Raw genomic sequence first — 21563 nt, forward strand, 5'->3', positions numbered from 1 at the left:
ACGATGGATTTCGGTCTTTCGGAAGAGCAGAAACTCATCGTCGAGACGACGCGCGCCTTCGTCGAGAATGAGCTTTACCCGCATGAGCGAGAGGTCGAGCGCACCGGTGTGCTGCGCCGCGAGCTGATCGAGGAACTCAAGGCCAAGGCGATCGAGGCCGGGCTCTATGCCGCCAACATGCCGGCGGATGTCGGCGGCGCAGGGCTCGATACGGTGACCTGGCTGCTCTACGAAAAGGAACTCGGCCGCGCCAATTACGCGCTGCACTGGACCTGCGTGGCGCGGCCTTCCAACATCCTCCTGGCCGGCACGCCCGAGCAGCGCGAAAAATATCTGTTTCCTTGCATCCGCGGCGAGAAATGGGACTGCCTGGCGATGACCGAGCCGGGCGCCGGCTCCGACCTGCGCGGCATGAAGGCGTCAGCCGTGCAGGACGGCGACGACTGGGTGCTCAACGGCACCAAGCATTTCATCAGCCACGCCGATCTCGCCGATTTCGCCATCGTCTTCATGGCGTCCGGCGAAGAGGATTCGCCGCGTGGCAAGCGCAAGAAGATCACCGCCTTCTTTGTCGACAAGGGCACCAAGGGTTTCACGGTGCGCGATGGCTACCGCAACGTCTCGCACCGCGGCTACACCAACGCCATCCTCGAATTCGACGATTGCCGGCTGCCGGCCAGCCAGGTTCTCGGCGAAGTGCACAAGGGCTTCGACGTCGCCAATTCCTGGCTTGGCGCCACCCGCCTGCAGGTCGGCGCCACCTGCCTCGGCCGCGCCGAGCGGGCGCTCGGCCATGCGGTGGAATATGCCGCGCAGCGCCAGCAATTCGGCCAGCAGATCGGCAAGTTCCAGGGCGTGTCGTTCAAGCTCGCCGACATGGCGACCGAGTTGAAGGCCGCCGACCTCATGGTCTTCGAAGCCGGCTGGAAGTACGATCAGGGCACCGTCACCGACCAGGACATGGCCATGGCCAAGCTGAAGGCCACCGAAATGCTGGCATACGTTGCCGACGAGGCCATCCAGATCCATGGCGGCATGGGGCTGATGGACGACCTGCCGCTGGAGCGCATCTGGCGCGACGCCCGCGTCGAACGCATCTGGGAGGGCACGTCGGAGATTCAGCGACATATTATTTCGCGGGCGCTGCTGCGTCCGTTCGGTGCTTAGAGCATGATCGCCCAAAGCCGAGATTCGGTTTTGTCGGGCAAACGAGATCGTTTGTCCTGGGATGCTCAAACGAAAAGATGACCATGCATAAACTCGAACGTCTCCTGCGCCCGAAATCGATCGCCGTCTTCGGTGGCGTGCAGGCCGCCGCTGTTGTCGCACAATCGATCAAGATGGGTTTTGCCGGCGAAATCTGGCCTGTGCACCCGACCAAGGACGAGGTTGCCGGACGCAAGGCCTATCGTTCGGTCGCCGATCTGCCCGACGCGCCGGATGCCGCCTTTATCGGCGTCAACCGGCATCTGACCATTGAGGTCGTCAAGGCGCTGGCCGAACGCGGCGCCGGCGGCGCCGTCTGCTTTGCCGCCGGCTTCCTCGAGACCGAAGCCTATGACGATGACGGCGAGCGGCTGCAGGCCGAATTGGTCGCGGCCGCCGGCGAGATGCCGATCATCGGGCCGAATTGCTACGGCCTGATCAACTATGCCGATGGCGCGCTTTTGTGGCCCGATCAGCATGGCGGCATCCGGCTGGAGGAGGGCGGCAAGGGCGTCGCCATCATCACCCAATCCTCCAACATCGCCATCAACATGACGATGCAGAAGCGCGGCCTGCCGATCGCCTTCCTGATGACCGCCGGCAACCAGGCGCAGACCGGCCTCTCCGAAATGGCGCTCGGCCTGATCGAGGATGAGCGGGTGACATCGCTCGGCCTGCACATCGAGGCCTTCGATTCGGTAGCGGGCTTCGAACGGTTGGCTGCGCGGGCACGCGAGCTGAAGAAGCCGATCATCGCCATGAAGGTCGGTCGCTCCGAACAGGCGCGGCAGGCCACCGTCTCGCACACCGCGTCATTGGCCGGCTCGGACGCGGCGTCAGGCGCTTTCCTGAGGCGGCTCGGCATTGCGCGCGTCGATTCCATTCCCGCCTTCATCGAGGCACTGAAGCTGCTGCACATCACTGGCCCGCTCCCGGGCTATCGCCTGTCGTCGATGAGCTGTTCTGGCGGCGAAGCCTCCGTCATGGCCGACAGCGCCGAGGGCCGCTGGGTCAATTTCCCGGTTCTGACGGAAAAACACCGTGCCCATGTCAAGTCGACGCTCGGGCCGCTGGTCGCGGTCGCCAACCCGCTCGACTACCACACCTTCATCTGGAACAACGAACCGGCGATGACGGCCACCTTCACCGCCATGGTGTCGGGCGGCTTCGACTTGAACATGCTGGTGCTCGACTTTCCGCGCCCGGACCGTTGCTCGGTCACCGACTGGTGGGCGACGTTGCGCGCCTTCGAATCGGCGCTGAAGACCAACAGGGCGCATGGCGCGATCGTCTCCTCGCTGCCGGAGAACCTGCCGGAGGAATACACCGCGGAGCTGATGGCGCGCGGCATGGTGCCGCTGTTCGGCATTTCCGAAGCCATGGATGCCGCAGGCGCAGCCGCCTTCATCGGCTGGGCATGGGCCGAACCCCAGGCGCAGCCGGTCGACACATCCGCTGCCGGCGCCGCCGGCGGCGCGCATGTCACGCCCGACGAGGCCGAGGCCAAGGCGCGGCTGATCAACGCCGGGCTTCCCGTGCCCAAGGGCGAGCGCGCCGGCAATGCGGTCGAGGCGGTGATTTCCTCGATGGCGCTCGGCTTTCCCGTCGCCCTGAAGGCGCTGGGCGTCACCCACAAATCCGAGGTCGGCGCCGTCAGGCTCAACCTCAAGGACGCCGAATCCGTCAGCACGGCGGCGCATGATCTGCTGCCGCTCGGCACCGGCCTCTATGTCGAGCGCATGGTGCGCGACGGCGTCGCCGAACTGATCGTCGGCTTCACCAGGGATCCGATGTTCGGCGCTGTCATGACGCTGGGCACTGGCGGCGTGCTGGTCGAACTGCTGCGCGACAGCGTCACCTTGATGCTGCCGGCGACCCGCGACGACATCGAGGCGGCTTTGCGCGGCCTGAAGCTGTTCCCGCTGCTCGAAGGCTATCGCGGCCGACCGAAGGCCGACGTCGCAGCCGCCATCGACGCCATCGCGGGCATTGCCGGCTTCGTGCAGAAGAATGCCGGCGAGATTGAGGAACTCGACATCAACCCCCTGATCGTCTGCGTCGAAGGCAAGGGTGCCTGGATCGCCGACGCGCTGCTGGTGCTGGGAGAGAACAAGAATGTCTGACGTCATTTCGACCCGCCGCGAAGGCTCGATCCTCGAGGTCACCCTCGACCGGCCCAAGGCCAACGCCATCGACCTGAAGACCTCGCGGCTGATGGGGCAAACTTTCAAGGCGTTCCGCGACGATCCGGAATTGCGCGTCGCCATCGTCAAGACATCCGGCGACAAGTTCTTCTGCGCCGGCTGGGACCTGAAGGCGGCCGCCGGCGGCGACGCGGTCGACGGCGACTATGGCGTTGGCGGCTTCGCCGGCCTGCAGGAATTGCGCGACTTGAACAAGCCGGTCATTGCTTGCGTCAACGGCATGGCGGTGGGTGGCGGCTTCGAACTCGCGCTGTCCTGCGATCTCATCTACGCCTCCGACCACTCCTCCTTCGCGCTGCCCGAAATCCGCGCCGGCACGTTGGCCGACGCGGCGACGATCAAGCTGCCGAAACGCATCCCCTACCATGTCGCCATGGATCTCCTGTTCACCGGCCGCTGGATGGATGTCGCCGAAGCGCATCGCTGGGGCCTGGTCAACGAAGTGCTGCCCAAGGAAAAGCTCGAGGACCGCGTCTGGGAGGTCGCCCGCCTGCTCGCCAGTGGCCCGCCGCTGGTGTTCGCCGCGATCAAGGAGACCGCGCGGGTGGCCGAGGCGCTGACCTTCCAGGACGCCATGAACAAGGTGACGCGCCGGCAGTTGGCGACGGTCGACGCGCTCTACGGCTCCGAGGACAATATGGAAGGGTTCCGCGCCTTCGCCGAAAAGCGCGATCCGGTGTGGAAAGGGAAGTGATTTTACCCTCCCCTTGATGGGGAGGGTCGGACCGAAGGTCCGGGATGGGGTGAAGCGCCGCCACCCCCGCCCGCCGCTCCGCGGCGACCTCCCCATCAAGGAGGAGGTAAAGGAGTTCCATGGCCGACTACAAGACCCTCATCGACGCCGAGACCTGGGCCTTCATCGAGCGGACCAATTCCTATTATCCGCCCGATACGATCGACTACACGATCGCGCAGCAGCGCGAGATCTATGACCGTATGTGCCGGGAATTCTTTGCCGGCTATCCCCAGGGCGTGACGGCTGAAACCTCGGCCATTGCAACGCCCACGCACGATATACCGATCCGCATCTACCGAAGCGCCCCGCAACCGGCGGCGACAGTGCTCTACATCCATGGCGGCGGCTTCATTCTTGGCGGGCTGGACAGCCATGACGACGTCTGCGCCGAGCTCTGCGCCCGCACCGGCTACGAAACTGTCTCCGTCGATTACCGGCTGGCACCGGAGCATCTGCATCCGGCCGCCTTTGACGACGCGATGAGCGCCTTGGCATGGGCCGCCTCCACCGGCGACCGACCCATCCTGCTTTGCGGCGACAGCGCCGGCGGCAATCTCTGCGCTGCCGTCAGCCACGCCACGCGCGGCCATGTGAAACGGCCGGCGGGCCAGGTGCTGATCTATCCCGGCCTTGGCGGCGACCGCTCGAAGGGCTCCTATGTCATACACGCCGAAGCGCCGATGCTGACCATGCGCGATCTCGAATTCTACAAGCACATCCGCACCGGCGGGCAGGACCGCAGCGGCGATGCGACGCTGGCGCCGCTTGCCGATACCGACTTCGCCAAACTGCCGACGACCGTGCTGATCACCGCGCAGTGTGACCCGCTGTCTTCGGACGGCGAGGCCTATCGTGACCGCATCATCGCGGCGGGCGGGAGAGCCACCTGGTTCGAGGAACCGGGTCTGGTGCACGGCTATCTCAGGGCTCGCCACACGGTCGGTCGCGCCCGTGAAAGTTTCACGCGGATTGTCGACGCGGTCGCGGCTCTTGGACGAGGCGCCTGGCTCCGGTGAGCGGTTTCCCGTCTCACGACGGGCCACGGTGACGTCGTTCACGCCACCGAGCGTCCCGCCGCCCGGCCGGCGCTGCGGCCGGAGAAGATGCAGCCGCCGAGGAACGTGCCTTCCAGCGCGGCATAGCCGTGCACGCCGCCGCCGCCGAAGCCGGCGGCTTCGCCCACCGCATAGAGCCCGGCGACCGGCTGGCCATCCGCGCCCAGCACGCGGCTGTCGAGATCGGTCTGCAGGCCGCCCAGCGTCTTGCGGGTCAGGATGTTGAGGCGCACCGCGATCAGCGGGCCGTTTGCCGGATCGAGCATCTTGTGCGGCTTGGCCGTGCGGATGAGCTTGTCGCCGAGATAGGCGCGGGCGCCGCGCAGCGCGGTGATCTGCATGTCCTTGGAGAACGGATTGTCGAGTTGGCGATCGCGGGCGCCGATCTCGCGTTCCACCTGCGCGAGCTCGAGCAGCGGCTCGCCGCCGGCCAGCGCGTTCATGCGCGCCACCAGCTTCGAAAGGTCGGCCTCGACGATGAAATCCTCGCCCTTCTCCATGAAGGCCTTCACCGGACCCGGAATGCCTGATGTCGCGCGGCCGAGCACCTGGCGCCAGCTCTTGCCGGTCAGGTCCGGGTTCTGTTCGGAACCCGACAGCGCGAACTCCTTCTGGATGATCTTCCTGGTCAGGATGAACCAGGAATAGTCGAAGCCGGTGCTCATGATGTGGCTGAGCGTGCCCAGCGTGTCGAAGCCGGGATAGAGCGGTACCGGCAGGCGTTTTCCCCTGGCATCGAGCCAGAGCGACGACGGGCCCGGCAAGATGCGGATCGCGTGTTCGGTCCAGATCGGCGCCCAGTTCCTGATGCCCTCGACATAGTGCCACATGCGGTCGCGGTTGATGATCGAACCGCCGGCCTGTTCCGTGATGGCCAGCATGCGGCCGTCGACATGGTCGGGCACGCCGGTGATCATGCGCTTGGGCGCCGTGCCCAGTCGCCTGGGCCAGTTTTCCCGCACCAGTTGGTGATTGCCGCCGATGCCGCCGGAAGCGACGATCACCGCTTGCGCATGCAGCTCGAAATCGCCCGATATGTCGCGCGAGCTCTTGTGGCCGCGCTCGACGGTGCTGGGTTCGAGGACATCGCCGCGCACACCGGTCACGACGGCGCCCGTCCGCGTCAATTCGTTGACCCGGTGGCGGAACTTGAAGCTGATCAATCCGCGCTTTTGCGCCTCGCGCACGCGCTGCACGAACGGCTCGATCACGCCTGGGCCGGTGCCCCAGGTGATGTGGAAGCGCGGCACCGAATTGCCATGGCCGACGGCATTGCCGCCGCCGCGCTCGGCCCAGCCGACCACGGGAAAGAATTTCAGGCCGCGCTGCAGCAGCCAGGAGCGTTTCTCGCCGGCGGCGAAGCCGACATAGGCTTCCGCCCATCTGCGCGGCCAGAAATCCTCCGGCCGGTCGAAAGCGGCGGTGCCCATCCAGTCCTCGAGCGCCAGATCATGCGAATCGCGGATGCGCATGCGCCGCTGCTCGGGGGAATCGACGAGGAAAAGCCCGCCGAACGACCAGAATGCCTGGCCACCCAGCGACTGCTCCGGCTCCTGGTCGACGATTATGATCCTCTTGCCTGCCTCGGCAAGCTCGGCGGCGGCAACCAGCCCGGCAAGGCCGGCGCCGACAATGATCACGTCCGCGTCGTCAGCCATTTTTCCTCCCAGAATTAGCCGACTACTTTATTGCAAAGACCTAGACAGCCTCCCAGCCATCCTTGCCGCCGGCGCGGAAGATGGCGTCGATGACCTTCTGGTTGAGCACGGATTCCTCCAGCGTGAAGACACGCTCCTTGCCGCCCTGTGCAGCGCGCGCGAAAGTCTCGACCTCCAGCCGGTACTGCTGCGTGCCGGGAAAGCGGAACACCTGCGCCTCGGTGTGGTTCTGGTTGTGCAGTTCGACGCGGTGATGATCGTAGAGCCCGGCATTGAAGGGCGAAAAGACCTCGATGAAACCCTTCTCGCCGTGGAACACCATCACCTGACGCGCGGCCATCTGCGTCGACAAATAGAAGGACAGTTCGAAATCGCCGAAATCGGCGCGGATCGAGGAGTAGATGTCGGTGCCGAATTTCTTGTCGCGCTCGATCGTCGCCTGCACGCGGCTAGGCTCCTTGCCGGTCGAGAAGCGCGTCGACACGGTCGGGTAGACGCCGATGTCGGGCAATGCGCCGCCGCCGAGGTCGAGCTGGTTGCGCATGTTGTTGGGGTCGACATTGTAGTAGGAGAACGCGCCCTGCACATGGCGCAGCCGGCCGATGGCGCCGCTGGCGACGAGATCGCGCACCTTGATCCATTGCGGATGGTAGATGACCATGAAGGCTTCGCAGACCAGCACCTTCTTGGCATCGCGCAGCTTGATCAGCGGCGGGATATCCTTGGCGTCGAGCGCAAGCGGCTTCTCGACCAGCACATGTTTTCCCGCCTCGATCGCCTTCGCCGTCCATTCGAAATGCTGCGAGGTCGGCAGCGGGATGTAGACGCCGTCAATATCCTTGGAGGCCAGCAATTCCTCGTACGATCCGAACGCATGGCGCGCGCCGAACCGCTCGGCCAAGGCCTTGGCTTTCGACAGGTCGCGGCTGGCGATCGCCGACAGCACGCCGTTCTCCGCCTCGACGATTGCCGGCAACAACTGCTCGCGGCCGATCTTGGCCGTCGACAATACACCCCATCGGAACATCACGCTTCTCCATGTCGGTTACATCAGGCGAGGTTTGCCCGAAATCGACGGAAAAGCCAATGACCGAGGCTGTCCTTGGCTCAGCCCCGCTTCCCCGTCAGCGTCATGTCGAAGTTGACGACGTTGGAATAGAGCGGCGTGCCGACATCCATGCCGTAGCGCGACCGCAGCACCTTGCCGATGACATGGAATTTGATTGTGCCGCCCTTCAACCCGTCGAGTTCGGCGGTGAACTTTTCCGCAAACGTCTTGCCGCGCGCCGTCAGCCTGCCGGTGACAAGGGCTGACGTATCGCCGGTGCGGGTCACACTGGTCGAGCGGAACTGGATCTCCGGGCTGTTGGCCGCATCGAACACCGCGTCGGAGCGCAGGAAGGCATCGATGCGGCTCTGGCCGGTGCCGACGCTTTCCGGATAGATGGTAAGATCGACCTTCGAGCGCCCGACATCGCCATTGTCGATGCGGATCGTGCCCTTGAAGCGGGCGAAGGCGCCGTCGAAGCCGCCGCCGCCGGCCTTGCCTATGGTGAAACGGATGCTGGAGCCTGCCGGGCTGACCGTGTAGCTGCCGGCGGCGTCGCTCAATGCCACCGCCGCGGCTGCGGGCACGGCAAGGCATGCGGCAAAAGCCGCGAATCCAAGGATGCGCGCATGCATGGGATTGTTCCTTTCCTGGAGGCAACGCGTTTGGCGTCCTCACCTCACAAACGCACGAGGTCCCCGCTCTATTCCCCTTCTGACGAAGGCGTGATCATGCGCGTGAGCACGCTGTCACGCAGCACGAAGTGGTGGCGCAGGGCGGCCGCGACATGTAGCGCGACCAGCGCGATGCCCGCATAGGCGAGATACCAGTGCGCGGCCGCCCAGAAACTTTCGGCGGCATCGGATTCGGCGAGCGGCAGATTGGGCATCACGAACAGGTTGAACGGCATGGTCGGGATTTCCAGCGTCGACACGGAAACCAGCGCCCAGCCGGACAAGGGCAAGGCGATCTGGAAGGCATAGAGCGCCAGATGCGCGAGCGGCGCCGTTCGCCGCTCCAGCGCGCCGACCGAAGCGGGCAAAGGCGGCGTCGCGTTGCCGAGCCGCCACGCGATGCGCAGGATGATGAGGCCAAGCAGCAGAAAGCCCAGGGATTTGTGCAGCTGGATCAGCTCGAAAGCGGTGCGCTGGCTGGTCAGCCGCACCATGACGAAGCCGAGGGCGAACTGCCCGATGAAGATGATGCCGATCAGCCAGTGAAGGAGGATCGTCGCCCAGCCATAGCGGGTTGGCGTGTTTGTGATAGAAGTCTGCATGGCGAGTGAACGAATGCCGGGTCGGCTTTCTTCCGGCGTCCCTCACCCTCCCCCTTGTGGGGAGGGTCGATCCGCAAAGCGGATCGGGGTGGGGGGCCTCGTAGGCGCTACCTCCACCCCGGCTCGCAATCTCCGCCTCGCTGCGACTGCGAGCCGACCGTCCCCACAAAGGGGAGGTGAGGGGCGTTCCCTACCCACTCACCTTGAAGAAATCCACAAATGCCCTGAGCGCCGGGCGCATCTGCCGGCGGCTGGGGTAATAGACGAAGAACCCGTCGAAGGGCGGGCACCAATCCTCCAGCACGCGGATCAGCCTGCCGTCGGCCAGCGGCGCGCGGACATAGTCTTCGAAGACGAAGGCGAGGCCTGTGCCGCCGATCGCCGCTTGCGCGATCAGATGATCCTCGTCGAGGATCAGCGGCCCTTGCGCGGCGATCTCGATTTCCTCGCCGCCCTTCGCGAATTCCCAGCGATAGAGAACGCCGCTGGAGAAGCGGAAGCGGATGCAGCGATGATCGGCAAGGTCGCGCGGATGATGCGGTCTCGGCATGGCCGCGAAATAGGATGGCGCGCCGACCACAGCGCCGCGAATGTCCGGCCCGATACGCACCGCGATCATGTCGCGCTGCAGGCTCTCGCCAAGCCGCACGCCGGCATCGAAACCGCCTTCCACCACATCGGTGAAGCGGTCCTCGATGGCGATCTCCAGCACGATATCGGGATAGGCCGCGGCAAAGGCGCCGAGCCGTGGTGTCAGCACCAGATGCGCTGCCGTGCGCGGCACGCTGAGCCGCAGATTCCCGGCTGGCCGGTCGCGCGCCTCAATCGCCGTCTCCAGCGCCAGGTCGATTTCCGATAGGGCCGGGCGCAACCGCTCCAGCAACTGCGCGCCTTCTTCCGTCGGCGCGACGCTGCGGGTGCTGCGCGCCAGCAGCCGCACGCCGAGCCGCGCCTCAAGGCTTGACACCGCATGGCTGACCGCCGACGGCGCGATGGCCAATTCCCTGGCCGCGCCGCGAAAACTGCCGCATTGGGCAACGGTCGCCAGCACGGCCAGTTGTGAGAGATGTGCTCGGTTCATTGATCTATCTATTGGAACAGCCCGTGCAAATGAGAGCCGATTATCGAACACAACGCAAGGCGCTATTTCTGCTGCATCACAACAAGGAGACGCGTGATGCAAACCCGCAAGCTAGGAACTGAACTGAACGTCTATCCCGTCGGCCTCGGCTGCATGGGCATGAGCTTCGCCTATGGCGGCCAGCCGGAGGCAGAGGCGATCGCCACGCTGCACCGCGCCGTCGAGATCGGCGTCAATTTCTTCGACACCGCGGAAGTCTATGGCCCTTACGAGAACGAGATCCTGCTCGGCAAGGCGCTGAAGTCGGTGCGGAACAAAGTGACGATCGCCACCAAATTCGGCTTCAAGATTCTGGAGGAAGGCATCGGCCTCGACCGCATGGCCGGCGTCGACAGCCGCCCCGAGCACGTCAAGGCGGTGGCCGAGGCCTCGCTGAAGCGGTTGGGTACCGATGTCATCGACCTCTATTACCAGCACCGCGTCGACCCCAACGTGCCGATCGAGGATACGGTCGGCGCCATGGCCGAGCTGGTGCGCGAGGGCAAGGTGCGCGCGCTCGGCCTGTCGGAGGCAAGTGCGGCGACCATCCGCCGGGCGCATGCCGTGCATCCGATCGCTGCCGTGCAGAGCGAATATTCGCTGTGGAGCCGCGACCCGGAAGAGGAGGTCTTCGCCGTTTGCCGCGAACTCGGCATCGGCTTCGTTCCTTACAGCCCGCTCGGCCGTGGTCTTTTGACGGGCAAGATCGCCAGGCCCGAAACGCTTGACGATGGCGACTGGCGCCGGACCTTGCCGCGCTTCCAGGCCGAGGCCATGCAAGCCAATGCCAAGGTTATCGCCACGCTGGAAAGGATGGCGGCGGAAAAGGGCGTGACTTCGGCGCAGCTGGCGCTGGCCTGGGTGCTGCATCAGGGCGATTTCATCGTACCGATCCCAGGTGCACGAAAAATCCGCCACCTGGAGCAGAACACGGCGGCGGCCGGGATTGAACTGAGCGCAGCCGAGGTGGCGGCGATCGGCGATGCGCTGTCGCCGGATAAGGTGGTCGGCAAGCGCTACACCGAGGAGTTGCTGGCGCTGGTGAATGGGTAAGTGCGCAGCAGGAGACGGAAAGAGGGGCTTCGGGCGCCTCTTTTTGTTGAGAGGTCGGCGCGAGGCACCCCCCTCTGTCCTGCCGGACATCTCCCCCTCAAGAGGGGAGATCAGCTCTCCTCCGCTTTCGCCAATCGCCAACCGCTAACAAGATGAGCGAGGCGGCGAAGCGATCAATCTCCCCCCTTGAGGGGGAGATGTCCGGCAGGACAGAGGGGGGTGCCTCGCGCCAACGTTCAAAATTGTGTCCGCTCACCAAGGCACAACCGATATCTCCGGCCAGCACTCCCGCGCCCGCGTGCCCTTCGCCTCATGCGTTCGCTGGTTGTCCATCACCCGGTTCGGCACGATGCGGAACGAAAAAATGTCGTCGAGCCCGAATGGCGCCACCAGATCAAGCTGCCCGCCGGCATCGTAGCGCACCCCAACCGCATGCGTCTTGGAAGCGAAATGGCTGACGGATTCGTTCGCGCTCGTATAGCGCGGGCAGGGCTGCCCGAATTTCTGCGGATACCACAGATGCACCCGCGCTTGGTTGCGCACCTCGACCGGCATCGCCAGCCCCTCGAAATGCCGCGCCGCCCGGCGGATGACAGCGTCCTCGGCCTCATAGGACAGGTCGCTGTCGTCAAAATAAAACAGGTCGACATCCTTGATGCCGTAACCCGACGGCTTGCCGGTCAGATGGTTCCAGACTGTATTGTAAAGCGCACCTGAAACCACCAGCCAGTCCGGCAGCTCAAGCGTACGGGCGCGCGCCAGCGCCTCATGGACGAGCGGGTCCCTCAAGACGATGTCGAGGAATGCCTTTCGCTGTGCCTCGAACGGCAGCCCGGAATAGCGCAGATGGTCCATCGCCCTTTGGAGGACGATTCGCCATCTGCCTGCAAGCCGTGGTTCCAGCGCAATTCCGGACGGAAAACAGCCATACACTTTTCCTGGAATTGCTTCAGCCGCGCAGCACGCCACCCGTCTGCTTGCCGACATTCTCGACGATGCGCTTGGCCAGCGCCTCGAAATCCTCGTCGGTCAGCGTCTTCTCGACCGGCTGGATCGACACTTCGATGGCGATCGATTTTTTGTCGGCGCCGAGCGACGCTCCTTCGAAGATGTCGAAGACCGTGACGGCTGTGATCAGCTTCTTGTCGGCGGCAAGTGCTGCGCGCAGCAGCGTGCCGGCCTCGATCGCTTTGTCGACGACGAAGGCGAAGTCGCGCTTCACCGCCTGGAAGGCGGAGAGTTCCAGCTTCGGCTTGGTCTTCGTCGGCTTGGCCTTCGGCTCGGGCACGGCGTCGACGAACACTTCGAAGCCGCAGAGCGGGCCGGAAACGTCGAGCCCTTCCATCGTCTTGGGATGGAATTCGCCGAACGTGCCGAGCACGGTCTTCGGCCCGAGCTTGATCGTGCCGGACCGGCCGGGATGGTACCAGGCTGGACCGCCCGCCTCGATCTGCAGCCGCTCGACCGGCGCGCCGCAGGCTTCGAGCGCCGCGATCGCATCGGCCTTGGCGTCGAACACGCCGACCGGCCCGGAATTGCCGGCCCAACTGCGGCCCGAGCCGTCGAGCTTGGCGGTGCCGCGGCGCACGCCGGCGGCGACGCGGCGCTGCTGGTCGGCGCCGTCGCCCTCATAGGTGCCCGAGACCTCGAACAGCGCGACATCGCCAATGCCCCTGTCGGCATTGCGCTGCGCGGCGGCGATCAGCCCCGGCAGCAGCGACGGCCGCATGTCGGACATGTCGGCGGCGATCGGGTTGGCAAGCTTCAGCGCCGTCTGGCCGCCGCCGAACAGCTCGGCATGCCTGGCCGGAATGAACGACCAGGTGACGGCCTCCATCATGCCGCGCACCGCAAGCGCGCGCTTGGCGGTGCGGGTGCGGACCTGCAGCGTGGTCAGGATCTTCGAATTGACCGCGTCATGCGCGCCGAGCGGCTGCGGGGCGATGTTGTCGACACCGTGGATGCGCATAACCTCCTCGACCAGGTCGGCCTTGCCGTCGACATCGGGACGCCAGGACGGCACCGCCACATCGACGACATCGCCCGAGCCCTGCGGCATGAAGCCGAGGCGCGACAGGATGTCGAGGCTTTCCGCCTTCGGCACCTCGATGCCGGTCAGCCGCGTCACTTCCGACAGCGGAAAGGAGACGATCTTGGGCTTGTGGCCGGCATAACCGACGACTTCGGTCTCGGCCGGCTCACCGCCGCAGAGATCGAGCACCAGTCTGGTCGCCAGCTCGACGCCAGGGACCATGAATTCAGGGTCGACGCCGCGCTCGAAACGGTAGCGGGCATCGGTGATGATGCCGAGCGTGCGGCCGGTGCGGGCGGTGGTGATCGGATCCCACAGCGCCGATTCGATCAGCACCTCCGTCGTGTTCTCGTCGCAGCCGGAATGCTCGCCGCCCATTACGCCGGCGATGGATTCGACGCCATTGTCATCCGCGATGGCGCACATGTCGGGCGTCAGCGTGTATTCACGACCGTCCAGCGCCATCACCTTCTCGCCGTCCCTGGCGCGGCGCACGACGAGGTTGCCGGCGACCTTCCCGGCGTCGAACACATGCAGCGGCCGGCCGCGATCGAAGGTGACGTAGTTGGTGATGTCGACCAGCGCGCTGATCGGCCTGAGACCAATGGCGATCAGCCTTTGCTGCAGCCATTTCGGCGACGGGCCGTTCCTGACGCCGCGCACCAGCCGCAAGGCGAAGCCCGGGCAAAGTTCCGGCGCCTCGATCACCACTTTGACCGGCGTCTGGCCTTTGCCGGCAATCTTTTCGACCGCGGCGCTTTTCAGCGTGCCGAGCCCGCTTGCCGCCAGATCCCTGGCAATGCCGTAAACGCTGGTGGCATCCGGTCGGTTCGGCGTCAGATTGATCTCGATGACCGGATCGTCGAGATGCGCATAGGACGCGAAGCTGGCGCCGACCGGCGCATCCTCGGGCAGGTCGATGATGCCGTTGTGCTCGTCGGACAGTTCCAGCTCGCGCTCGGAACACATCATGCCATGGCTCTCCACGCCGCGGATCTTGCCGACCGCCAGCGTCACGTCGATGCCGGGCACATAGGTGCCGGGCGCGGCGAAAGCGCCGATCAGGCCGGCGCGGGCATTCGGCGCGCCGCAGACGACCTGGACGGGGGGCTTGCCGTCGCCGGTATCGACGGTCAGCACCCGCAGCCGGTCGGCATCGGGGTGCTGCACCGCCGTCAGCACCTTGGCGATGACGAAGGGTTTCAGGCTCGACTTGTCGTCGACATGCTCGACTTCGAGGCCGATCGACGTCAGCTGCTCAACGATCTCGTTGAGCGTGGCGACGGTCTCGAGATGATCCTTGAGCCAGGAGAGGGTGAATTTCATGGGGCTGTTCCGTCTGGTCTTTTGACGCTTGATTTCGGATGTCTCGGCAGATCGTCGGACATATGCAGGAAGGGAAGCTGCTCGCTGACATAGGCATGCAGCGTTGGCTTGAAATCGGCCGGCGCATCCATGGCGCCGAGCATGAAGTAGATGTCGTCTGCCAGCCGCTCGTCGACATAGGCGATGGGCGCGCCGCAGACGCCGCAAAACGAGCGCGTCACCGGGCCGTTCTCGTACATCTTCAGCGCCTTGCCGGTGAACGCCACTTTATCGGCCAGGAAGCCGACAAAGGCCGAGACCGGCGCGCCGCTGGCCCGCCGGCAATCGCCGCAATGGCAATAGCTGACGTGATGCGGCTCGGCCGAGGCCTCGAACCGCACGGCGCCGCAGCGGCAGCCGCCGATGTGGAGCGCTGTCATGCGCTCAAGCCGCCGAACAGCGTCGGCATGTCGAGCGGCCGGAAACCGTAATGCGACAGCCAGCGCACGTCAGCGTCGAAAAAGGCGCGCAGGTCCGGCATGCCGTATTTGAGCATGGCGATGCGGTCGATGCCCATGCCCCAGGCAAAGCCCTGATACTCGTCGGGATCGAGCCCGCCGGCGCGCAGCACATTGGGGTGCACCATGCCGCAGCCGAGGATCTCCATCCAGTCGGAGCCTTCGCCGAAGCGCACTTCGCCGGGCCGCGAGCGGTCGCACTGGATGTCGACCTCGAGGCTTGGCTCGGTGAACGGGAAGAAGGACGGCCGGAAGCGCATCTTGACCGAGGGTACCTCGAAGAATGCCTTGCAGAATTCTTCCAGCACCCACTTCATGTTGGCGACATTGGCTGTCTTGTCGATCACCAGACCCTCGACCTGATGGAACATCGGCGAGTGCGTGGCGTCGGAATCCTGGCGATAGGTCTTGCCCGGAATGACGATGCGGATCGGCGGCTTCTGCTTCTCCATGGTGCGGATCTGCACGGGCGAGGTGTGCGTGCGCAACAGCTTGCGCTCACCCTTCTCGCCCGGCTGGAAGAAGAAAGTGTCGTGCATCTCGCGCGCCGGATGTCCTTCCGGGAAATTCAGCGCGGTGAAATTGTAGTAGTCGGTCTCGATATCGGGACCTTCGGCGATGGCGAAGCCGAGATCGCCGAAGATCGCCGCGATCTCGTCGATGACCTGGCTGATCGGATGGATGCGGCCGCGCTCGGCCGGCGACTGCCGCACCGGCAGCGTCACGTCGACCTTCTCGGCGGCGAGACGTGCCGCGATCGCCACATCCCTGAGTTCGGCCTTGCGGGCCGTCAGCGCCTCGGTGACGCGGTTCTTGAGGCCGTTGATGACGGGGCCCTTGAGCTGGCGCTCCTCGGCGGTCATGGCGCCAAGCGTTTTCAGCATCTCGGACACGGTGCCCTTCTTGCCGAAGGCGGCGATGCGCACGGCCTCGATGGCCGGCTCATCGGCGGCCGATGCGATATCGGCCAGCAGTGAATTTTCGAGCGTATCCAGGGCACTAGTTGCGTCGTTCACGGTCAAACTCGCTACGTTGGAAGTCAACTTAAGTGAAAGTCACTTTTAAGTTGAAAGTTCAGGCATCAGAGACAAAAAAACCCGCGCCAGCCGTGCCAGCGCGGGTTCCCCATAATCAGAATTGCGAATGCTTGGGAAGCGCTGGTCTTAGGCGACAGCGCTTTCGAAAGCGTTCGGCGTGGTGTTCTTCAGATATTCGAGCGCGACCTTGGCCTTGGCCACGAGCGCTGCGAAAGCCTGCGGCTCATGGATGGCCATGTCGGACAGGATCTTGCGATCGATCTCGATGCCGGCCTTGTTGAGGCCGTCGATGAAGCGGCCATAGGTCAGGCCATGCTCGTGGGTCGCGGCGTTGATGCGCTGAATCCACAGCGCGCGGAACGAGCGCTTGCGGTTCTTGCGGTCGCGGTAGGCGTACTGCAGCGACTTTTCCACCGCCTGCTTGGCGATGCGGATGGTGTTCTTGCGACGGCCGTAGAAGCCCTTGGCGGCTTTCAGGACCTTCTTGTGCTTGGCGTGCGAGGTGACGCCTCTTTTTACGCGTGCCATGTCATGATCTCCTTAAAAGCAATTCCCTGGAAAAGTGTCTTGCGGTTTTCCGTTCGGATTGCGTAAAACTAATGCGTGTCCAGACCGAATGCTCAGAGGCCGTTCGGCAGAAAATTCTTGATGACCTTCTTGCCATCCGGTTCAGCCAGAACCATCGTGCCGCGGGCATTTCGAATGAACTTGTTGGAACGCTTGATCATGCCGTGACGCTTGCCGGCCGCAGCCGACAGGACTTTACCCGTACCTGTGATCTTGAACCGCTTCTTGGCGGCCGACTTGGTCTTCATCTTGGGCATTTTGCTACTCCGTCTTGTTGGCGCACTATCGCGCTTCTTGTTCGCTCCGGGCCGACCAAAGCCCGAAAAGCAAATGAAACCGCCACGGCATGCCCTGCCGGGCGGTTTTCTTGAACGGCGGTCCTATACGTCAAAGACGGCCTGTACGCAACACCTGAAGCCGTGCGGCGCTCTGTCCCGATCAGGGCAGCGTAAACCACACAGGCAGCATGCCCGACTGCTGCGCGCCGTCGATCAGTTCGAAGGCCGGCAGCGCGATCAGGAACACCAGGCCGTCGAGCAGCGTGGTCAGCAGCAGGCGCGGCCTGAAGCTGCCGGTGTCGCCCTCCTGATAGAGGGAAAGCTTCGGAAAGAAGCGCGGCACCTTCGCCAGATAGGCCTGATAGGGCGCCCCAAGCGCCTCCTTGAGGAATTTCTCTTCGCGCAGGATGACGATGTGGAAGGCCCCCGCGCATAGCAGTGCGAACAGGATAATGCCCGAGAACGAACCAATCTGCGCGCCGACGCCGGCCGCGGCCACGGTCGAGAACACATAAAGCGGGTTGCGGGTGATCGAGTACGGCCCGCCCGTCACCACCTCGGAGGACTTGCGCCCGCCAATATAGAGCGTCGCCCAAAGGCGGCCGACGATGCCGAGGAAAATCAGGAGCACGCCGAACATCTCGATTGTTTCATGCACCGACGTGTCGGGTGGGAAGGTCGATTGACCGAACAGCAGCGCCAGAAACAGCACCGCCACGAGCACGGCAAGCACCAGCCGACGCATCTGCTGGTAATTGCCCAGCCCGTATTTGAGTTCGTTGTCCAAGGGGTGTCCGATCGTCGAAGAGCTTAGCCGGCGATCGCAGCTTTAGCCAAGAAACAGGCGTCCCGCCGATCGCCGGGACGCTCTGCAAGACAATTCAGGCGGATTTGGAGCGCTGGTCGCGCCTGACTTTATCGTGATCTCAGATGTTGATATTCAGCACACCTTAGCGCGGCGCCAGCACCATCATCATCTGGCGGCCTTCGAGCTTCGGCTCCGCCTCGACCTTGGCGATGGTCGCCACTTCCTCGCGCACCTTGTTCAGAAGCTGCATGCCGAGTTCCATATGTGCCATCTCGCGGCCGCGGAAGCGCAGCGTCAGCTTGACCTTGTCGCCTTCCTCGAAGAAGCGGCGCACCGCCTTCATCTTGGTCTCGTAGTCATGGCTGTCGATGTTCGGGCGCATCTTGATCTCCTTGATCTCGATGACCTTCTGATTCTTGCGCGCCTCGGCCGCCTTCTTCTGGTTGGCGTACTTCAACTTGCCGAGATCGAGGATCTTTACGACGGGCGGCACCGCATTGGGCGATATCTCAACGAGATCGAGCCCGGCCTCTTCGGCGAGCAGCAATGCGTCGTTGATGGAAACATCGCCGCGGTTCTGGCCTTCGGCGTCGATAAGCTGGACCCGGGGAACCCGGATGTCACGGTTGGAGCGCGGCCCATCCTTGGTCGGCGCCGCTGCTTTGAAAGGTCTGCGAATGGTCGTGGTCTCCTTGGCCGTTTCGTTCAGGATTTGTCAGTCTTGATGCGTGGACGCGCCAATGTGGTGAGCGCGCGGGCGGAGTCAATAGCACAGCGTTGACAGAAAATCACCCTGATCGCCGCCTGCACCAAACAAAGAAACAGCGCGAGCACTTTTCGCCACGCCCGCGGCTGTGCCACAAGACCCCGAGCCAGAAGAGGGGCCTGAGGAAAAAGCCATGACCGTCACGCCCCCAACCTTTCTCCCCCCGACCTTTGTCAACGTCGATGGATCGCGCATCGCGGTGCGCCACAGCGCGGGTTCGACGCCCGGTATCGTCTGGCTCGGCGGCTACAAGTCGGACATGCTGGGCACGAAGGCGCAGACGCTCTCGGACTGGGCGGCGAAAGAGGGTCGCGCCTTCCTGCGCCATGACTATTCCGGCCACGGCGAATCCGGCGGCGCCTTTGCCGACGGTACGATTTCGACATGGCTTTCGCAAAGCCTTGCGGTGTTCCGGAAGTTTGCCAAGGGCAATCAGATCCTGGTCGGCTCGTCGATGGGCGCCTGGATCGCGCTGCGCATGGTGCAGGAATTGCGCAAGGCGGGCGACGCAAGCGTCGTCGGTCTGGTGCTGCTGGCGCCGGCGCCTGATTTTACCTCTGAGCTGGTCGAGCCAGCGCTGACCGAGGCGCAAAAGCACAGCCTCGCCGAGAAGGGTTTCTTCGCCGAGCCCTCCGATTATTCAGCCGAGCCCTACATTTATACAAGCGCTTTGATCGAGGACGGGCGCGCCAACCGGGTGATGACCGGTCCGATCGACACGCATTGCCCGGTCCACATCCTGCAAGGGCTGGCCGATCCGGACGTGCCGTCGAGCCACGCGCTGAAGCTGGTCAGCCTGCTGCCGTCCGACGATGTCACGCTGTCGCTTATTCCGGACGGCGATCACCGCCTGTCGCGGCCGCAGGACCTCGACATGCTGGTGCGGGCGGTCGGCTACATGGCCGGGCGGGGCAAGTGACGATGCGCCTTTCCATTCCGATCTCGGCCTTCGTCGCGGCAATCGTCGGCTTCGGCGGCACGCTGGCCATCGTCATCGCCGCCGCCCACGCGGTCGGCGCGTCGCAAATTCAGACGGCAAGCTGGGTGACGGCCATTTGCCTGGCCATGGCGATCGAGAGCCTGTGGCTGTCGTGGCGCACGAAAATGCCTGTCATCACCGCCTGGTCGACGCCAGGCCTGGCGCTGATGGCGGCGTCGACCGGCTTTTCGATCGGCGAGGCCGTCGCCGCCTTCATCACCACCGCCATCCTGCTGATCGCCACCGGCCTGTTCCGGCCCCTGACGCAATTGATCTCCAGGATACCGCCCTCGGTCGCTTCCGGCATGCTGGCCGGCATCGTCGTCACCTTCGCCCTCAATGCGGTCAAGACCGTTCCCGTCGACCCCTGGCTGATCCTGCCGCTGATCGCGGCCTTCTTCTTGATCCGCGTGTTCCACCCGGCGCTGTCGGTGCTGTCGGTGCTGGTCGGCGGCGGTCTGGCCGCATTTCTCACCGGCCGTGTCGGCGGCCTGCCGACCCCCGAACTGTCGACGCTGACGCTGATCGCGCCTGATTTCACCGCCAAGGCGATGATCGGCCTGGCGCTGCCGCTCTATCTCGTCACCATGGCCTCGCAGAACCTGTCGGGGCTGGCCGTGCTGCGCGCCGCCGGCTACCATCCCGAACCCGGACCGCTGATCGGCGTCACCGGACTGTTTTCCCTGCTGTCGGCGCCATTCGGTGGCTCGACGACCAATCTGGCGGCGATTTCTGCGGCGATCTGCACCGGGCCGGACGTCCATCCCGACCCCGCCGAGCGCTGGAAGACCGGCCCCTTCTATGCGCTCGCCTATCTCATCTTCGCGATTTTCGGCGCTTCGCTGGTGGCGATCTTCGCCGTCCTGCCGCAGAGCCTGATCGTGCTGGTGGCGGGTCTGGCGCTGATGGCCTCGCTCGCCAATGCGCTGGCGATCGCGCTGAAGGACGAGGGCGATCGCATGGCCGCCACCGTCACCTTCGTCGTCACCGCTTCGGGGTTGACCCTGTTCGGCGTCGGCGCAGCATTTTGGGGGCTGATCGCCGGGCTGGTCGTGCTTTTCCTCGACAGGCTCAAAAAGTGATAATCATTTCAGACCCTTGTCCGGTTTTGGCGGATATTGTCTTGAATCGCCGTTTTTGCCTTCCCATTTCGATTCCACGCAGCCGGTATTGGCTGTCTCCAACCGAAGGAATGGGAGAAAATGAACACATCTGCATTGATCCGCCCGGCCTGGACGCCGGCAACCATCGCGTTGATGGTGATCGGCTTCATGGTGTTCTGGCCGCTCGGCTTCGCCATGCTCGCCTACATCATCTGGGGCGACCGGCTCGACGGCTTCAAGCGTGACGTCAACCGTGCGACCGACGGCATCTTCGCCGGCTGCCGCCGCGGTTCCGACAAGGCCGCGCGCTGGGGCAACGGCTCCGCCCGCACCGGCAACGTCGCTTTCGACGACTGGCGCGAAAAGGAGCTTGAGCGCCTCGCCGAGGAACGCCGCAAGCTCGACGACATGCTGACCGAGTTCGACGACTATGCCCGCGAACTGCGTCGCGCCAAGGATCAGGACGAGTTCGACCGCTTCATGGCGAAGCGCAACAAGTCGACCGCTCCGGCGAAGACCGATCCGAACACCGGCACCACTCCCACCAAGCGCGGCAAGGGCTCGAACCTGCTTGACGACTGAGGCCGAGCGCATGACCCCCAAAACCGGAACCGGTTTTCGGAAAAGGTCATGCGCCAACTTAAAGGGTTACAGCGTCCTTTGCGCGTCCCGGAGCACGCGCGGCGCTGCAGGGCAGGCCCGATCGTGAAAAAAACGGCGTCGCGCGAGCGGCGCCGTCAGACTGCTGACAAACCCCGTCAATTTTGGCGGGGTTTTGTTTTTATGGTTTGAATGGGCTCGTTATTTCGGTGTC

Annotated in this window: 21 protein-coding genes; 8 read left to right on the forward strand and 13 right to left on the reverse strand. The window is 64.4% G+C overall.

Annotated features, from left to right (window positions below; translation table 11 throughout):
* The first annotated feature begins 3 nt into the window (after window positions 1–3).
* The 4 genes from FJ546_RS27885 to FJ546_RS27900 all read left to right on the forward strand — a co-directional run bounded on the left by FJ546_RS27885 (window position 4) and on the right by FJ546_RS27900 (window position 5162).
* The gene (locus FJ546_RS27885; protein WP_140892245.1) at window positions 4–1167 is read left to right on the forward strand and encodes an acyl-CoA dehydrogenase; all 1164 of its coding nucleotides are present in this window, start codon (window positions 4–6) and stop codon (window positions 1165–1167) included.
* Between the two features lie 83 nt (window positions 1168–1250).
* On the forward strand, window positions 1251–3329 hold the full coding sequence (locus FJ546_RS27890) for an acetate--CoA ligase family protein (protein ID WP_140892246.1): 2079 nt from the start codon (window positions 1251–1253) through the stop codon (window positions 3327–3329).
* Window positions 3322–4104 carry a carnitinyl-CoA dehydratase gene (locus tag FJ546_RS27895; RefSeq protein WP_140892247.1) on the forward strand — a complete coding sequence of 261 codons (783 nt, stop codon included), beginning with the start codon at window positions 3322–3324 and terminating at the stop codon, window positions 4102–4104. Before FJ546_RS27890 ends, FJ546_RS27895 begins: the two co-directional genes overlap by 8 nt.
* 119 nt (window positions 4105–4223) lie before the next feature.
* A complete protein-coding gene (locus FJ546_RS27900; RefSeq protein ID WP_140892248.1) occupies window positions 4224–5162 on the forward strand; it encodes an alpha/beta hydrolase in 939 nt (312 codons plus the stop codon).
* Window positions 5163–5200: 38 nt separating this feature from the next.
* Here the strand turns inward: FJ546_RS27900 and FJ546_RS27905 are convergent, their stop codons facing one another.
* The 5 genes from FJ546_RS27905 to FJ546_RS27925 all read right to left on the reverse strand — a co-directional run bounded on the left by FJ546_RS27905 (window position 5201) and on the right by FJ546_RS27925 (window position 10264).
* Window positions 5201–6859 (reverse strand): FAD-binding dehydrogenase, encoded by a 1659-nt coding sequence (locus FJ546_RS27905; protein ID WP_140892249.1) that lies wholly within the window; start codon window positions 6857–6859, stop codon window positions 5201–5203.
* A gap of 40 nt (window positions 6860–6899) precedes the next feature.
* Complete coding sequence (locus FJ546_RS27910; RefSeq protein ID WP_140892250.1) at window positions 6900–7886, reverse strand: Gfo/Idh/MocA family oxidoreductase; 987 nt, start codon at window positions 7884–7886, stop codon at window positions 6900–6902.
* 80 nt (window positions 7887–7966) lie between these two features.
* Entirely contained in the window at window positions 7967–8542 is a 576-nt protein-coding gene (locus FJ546_RS27915) for a YceI family protein (RefSeq protein WP_140892251.1), read from the reverse strand.
* Window positions 8543–8610: 68 nt separating this feature from the next.
* Window positions 8611–9183 (reverse strand): cytochrome b, encoded by a 573-nt coding sequence (locus FJ546_RS27920; protein WP_140892252.1) that lies wholly within the window; start codon window positions 9181–9183, stop codon window positions 8611–8613.
* A 190-nt stretch (window positions 9184–9373) separates the two neighbouring features.
* On the reverse strand, window positions 9374–10264 hold the full coding sequence (locus FJ546_RS27925) for a LysR family transcriptional regulator (protein ID WP_140892253.1): 891 nt from the start codon (window positions 10262–10264) through the stop codon (window positions 9374–9376).
* Between the two features lie 96 nt (window positions 10265–10360).
* Here FJ546_RS27925 and FJ546_RS27930 point away from each other — a divergent pair, with 96 nt between their 5' ends.
* Complete coding sequence (locus FJ546_RS27930) at window positions 10361–11356, forward strand: aldo/keto reductase (protein ID WP_140892254.1); 996 nt, start codon at window positions 10361–10363, stop codon at window positions 11354–11356.
* A 252-nt stretch (window positions 11357–11608) separates the two neighbouring features.
* Here FJ546_RS27930 and FJ546_RS27940 read toward each other — a convergent pair whose 3' ends face one another.
* From FJ546_RS27940 to infC, 8 genes are all read right to left on the reverse strand, one after another.
* Window positions 11609–12211: a nucleotidyltransferase family protein gene (locus FJ546_RS27940; RefSeq protein ID WP_140892255.1), complete on the reverse strand. Its 603-nt coding sequence runs from the start codon at window positions 12209–12211 to the stop codon at window positions 11609–11611.
* 94 nt (window positions 12212–12305) lie between these two features.
* On the reverse strand, window positions 12306–14714 hold the full coding sequence (pheT, locus tag FJ546_RS27945) for a phenylalanine--tRNA ligase subunit beta (RefSeq protein WP_140892256.1): 2409 nt from the start codon (window positions 14712–14714) through the stop codon (window positions 12306–12308).
* On the reverse strand, window positions 14711–15133 hold the full coding sequence (locus FJ546_RS27950; protein WP_140892257.1) for a GFA family protein: 423 nt from the start codon (window positions 15131–15133) through the stop codon (window positions 14711–14713). Before FJ546_RS27950 ends, pheT begins: the two co-directional genes overlap by 4 nt.
* On the reverse strand, window positions 15130–16227 hold the full coding sequence (pheS, locus tag FJ546_RS27955; protein WP_140892258.1) for a phenylalanine--tRNA ligase subunit alpha: 1098 nt from the start codon (window positions 16225–16227) through the stop codon (window positions 15130–15132). The genes FJ546_RS27950 and pheS overlap by 4 nt, the downstream gene beginning before the upstream one ends.
* Window positions 16228–16374: 147 nt before the next feature.
* The gene (gene rplT, locus FJ546_RS27960) at window positions 16375–16776 is read right to left on the reverse strand and encodes a 50S ribosomal protein L20 (protein WP_006201247.1); all 402 of its coding nucleotides are present in this window, start codon (window positions 16774–16776) and stop codon (window positions 16375–16377) included.
* A 92-nt stretch (window positions 16777–16868) separates the two neighbouring features.
* On the reverse strand, window positions 16869–17072 hold the full coding sequence (rpmI, locus tag FJ546_RS27965; RefSeq protein WP_006201248.1) for a 50S ribosomal protein L35: 204 nt from the start codon (window positions 17070–17072) through the stop codon (window positions 16869–16871).
* 181 nt (window positions 17073–17253) lie between these two features.
* Entirely contained in the window at window positions 17254–17880 is a 627-nt protein-coding gene (locus FJ546_RS27970) for an isoprenylcysteine carboxylmethyltransferase family protein (RefSeq protein WP_140892259.1), read from the reverse strand.
* 163 nt (window positions 17881–18043) lie between these two features.
* A complete protein-coding gene (gene infC / locus FJ546_RS27975) occupies window positions 18044–18580 on the reverse strand; it encodes a translation initiation factor IF-3 (RefSeq protein ID WP_010912915.1) in 537 nt (178 codons plus the stop codon).
* Between the two features lie 220 nt (window positions 18581–18800).
* Between infC and FJ546_RS27980 the strand changes: the two genes are divergently transcribed.
* From FJ546_RS27980 to FJ546_RS27990, 3 genes are all read left to right on the forward strand, one after another.
* Window positions 18801–19586, forward strand: a complete 786-nt coding sequence (locus FJ546_RS27980; RefSeq protein ID WP_140892260.1) for an alpha/beta hydrolase — start codon at window positions 18801–18803, stop codon at window positions 19584–19586.
* Between the two features lie 2 nt (window positions 19587–19588).
* Window positions 19589–20728 carry a benzoate/H(+) symporter BenE family transporter gene (locus FJ546_RS27985; RefSeq protein ID WP_140892261.1) on the forward strand — a complete coding sequence of 380 codons (1140 nt, stop codon included), beginning with the start codon at window positions 19589–19591 and terminating at the stop codon, window positions 20726–20728.
* 120 nt (window positions 20729–20848) lie between these two features.
* The gene (locus FJ546_RS27990; protein WP_032932633.1) at window positions 20849–21331 is read left to right on the forward strand and encodes a DUF2852 domain-containing protein; all 483 of its coding nucleotides are present in this window, start codon (window positions 20849–20851) and stop codon (window positions 21329–21331) included.
* The last annotated feature ends 232 nt before the right edge of the window (window positions 21332–21563 follow it).

This window comes from Mesorhizobium sp. B2-4-19 (assembly GCF_006441315.1).
In the GTDB taxonomy this organism is placed as follows: Bacteria; Pseudomonadota; Alphaproteobacteria; order Rhizobiales; family Rhizobiaceae; genus Mesorhizobium.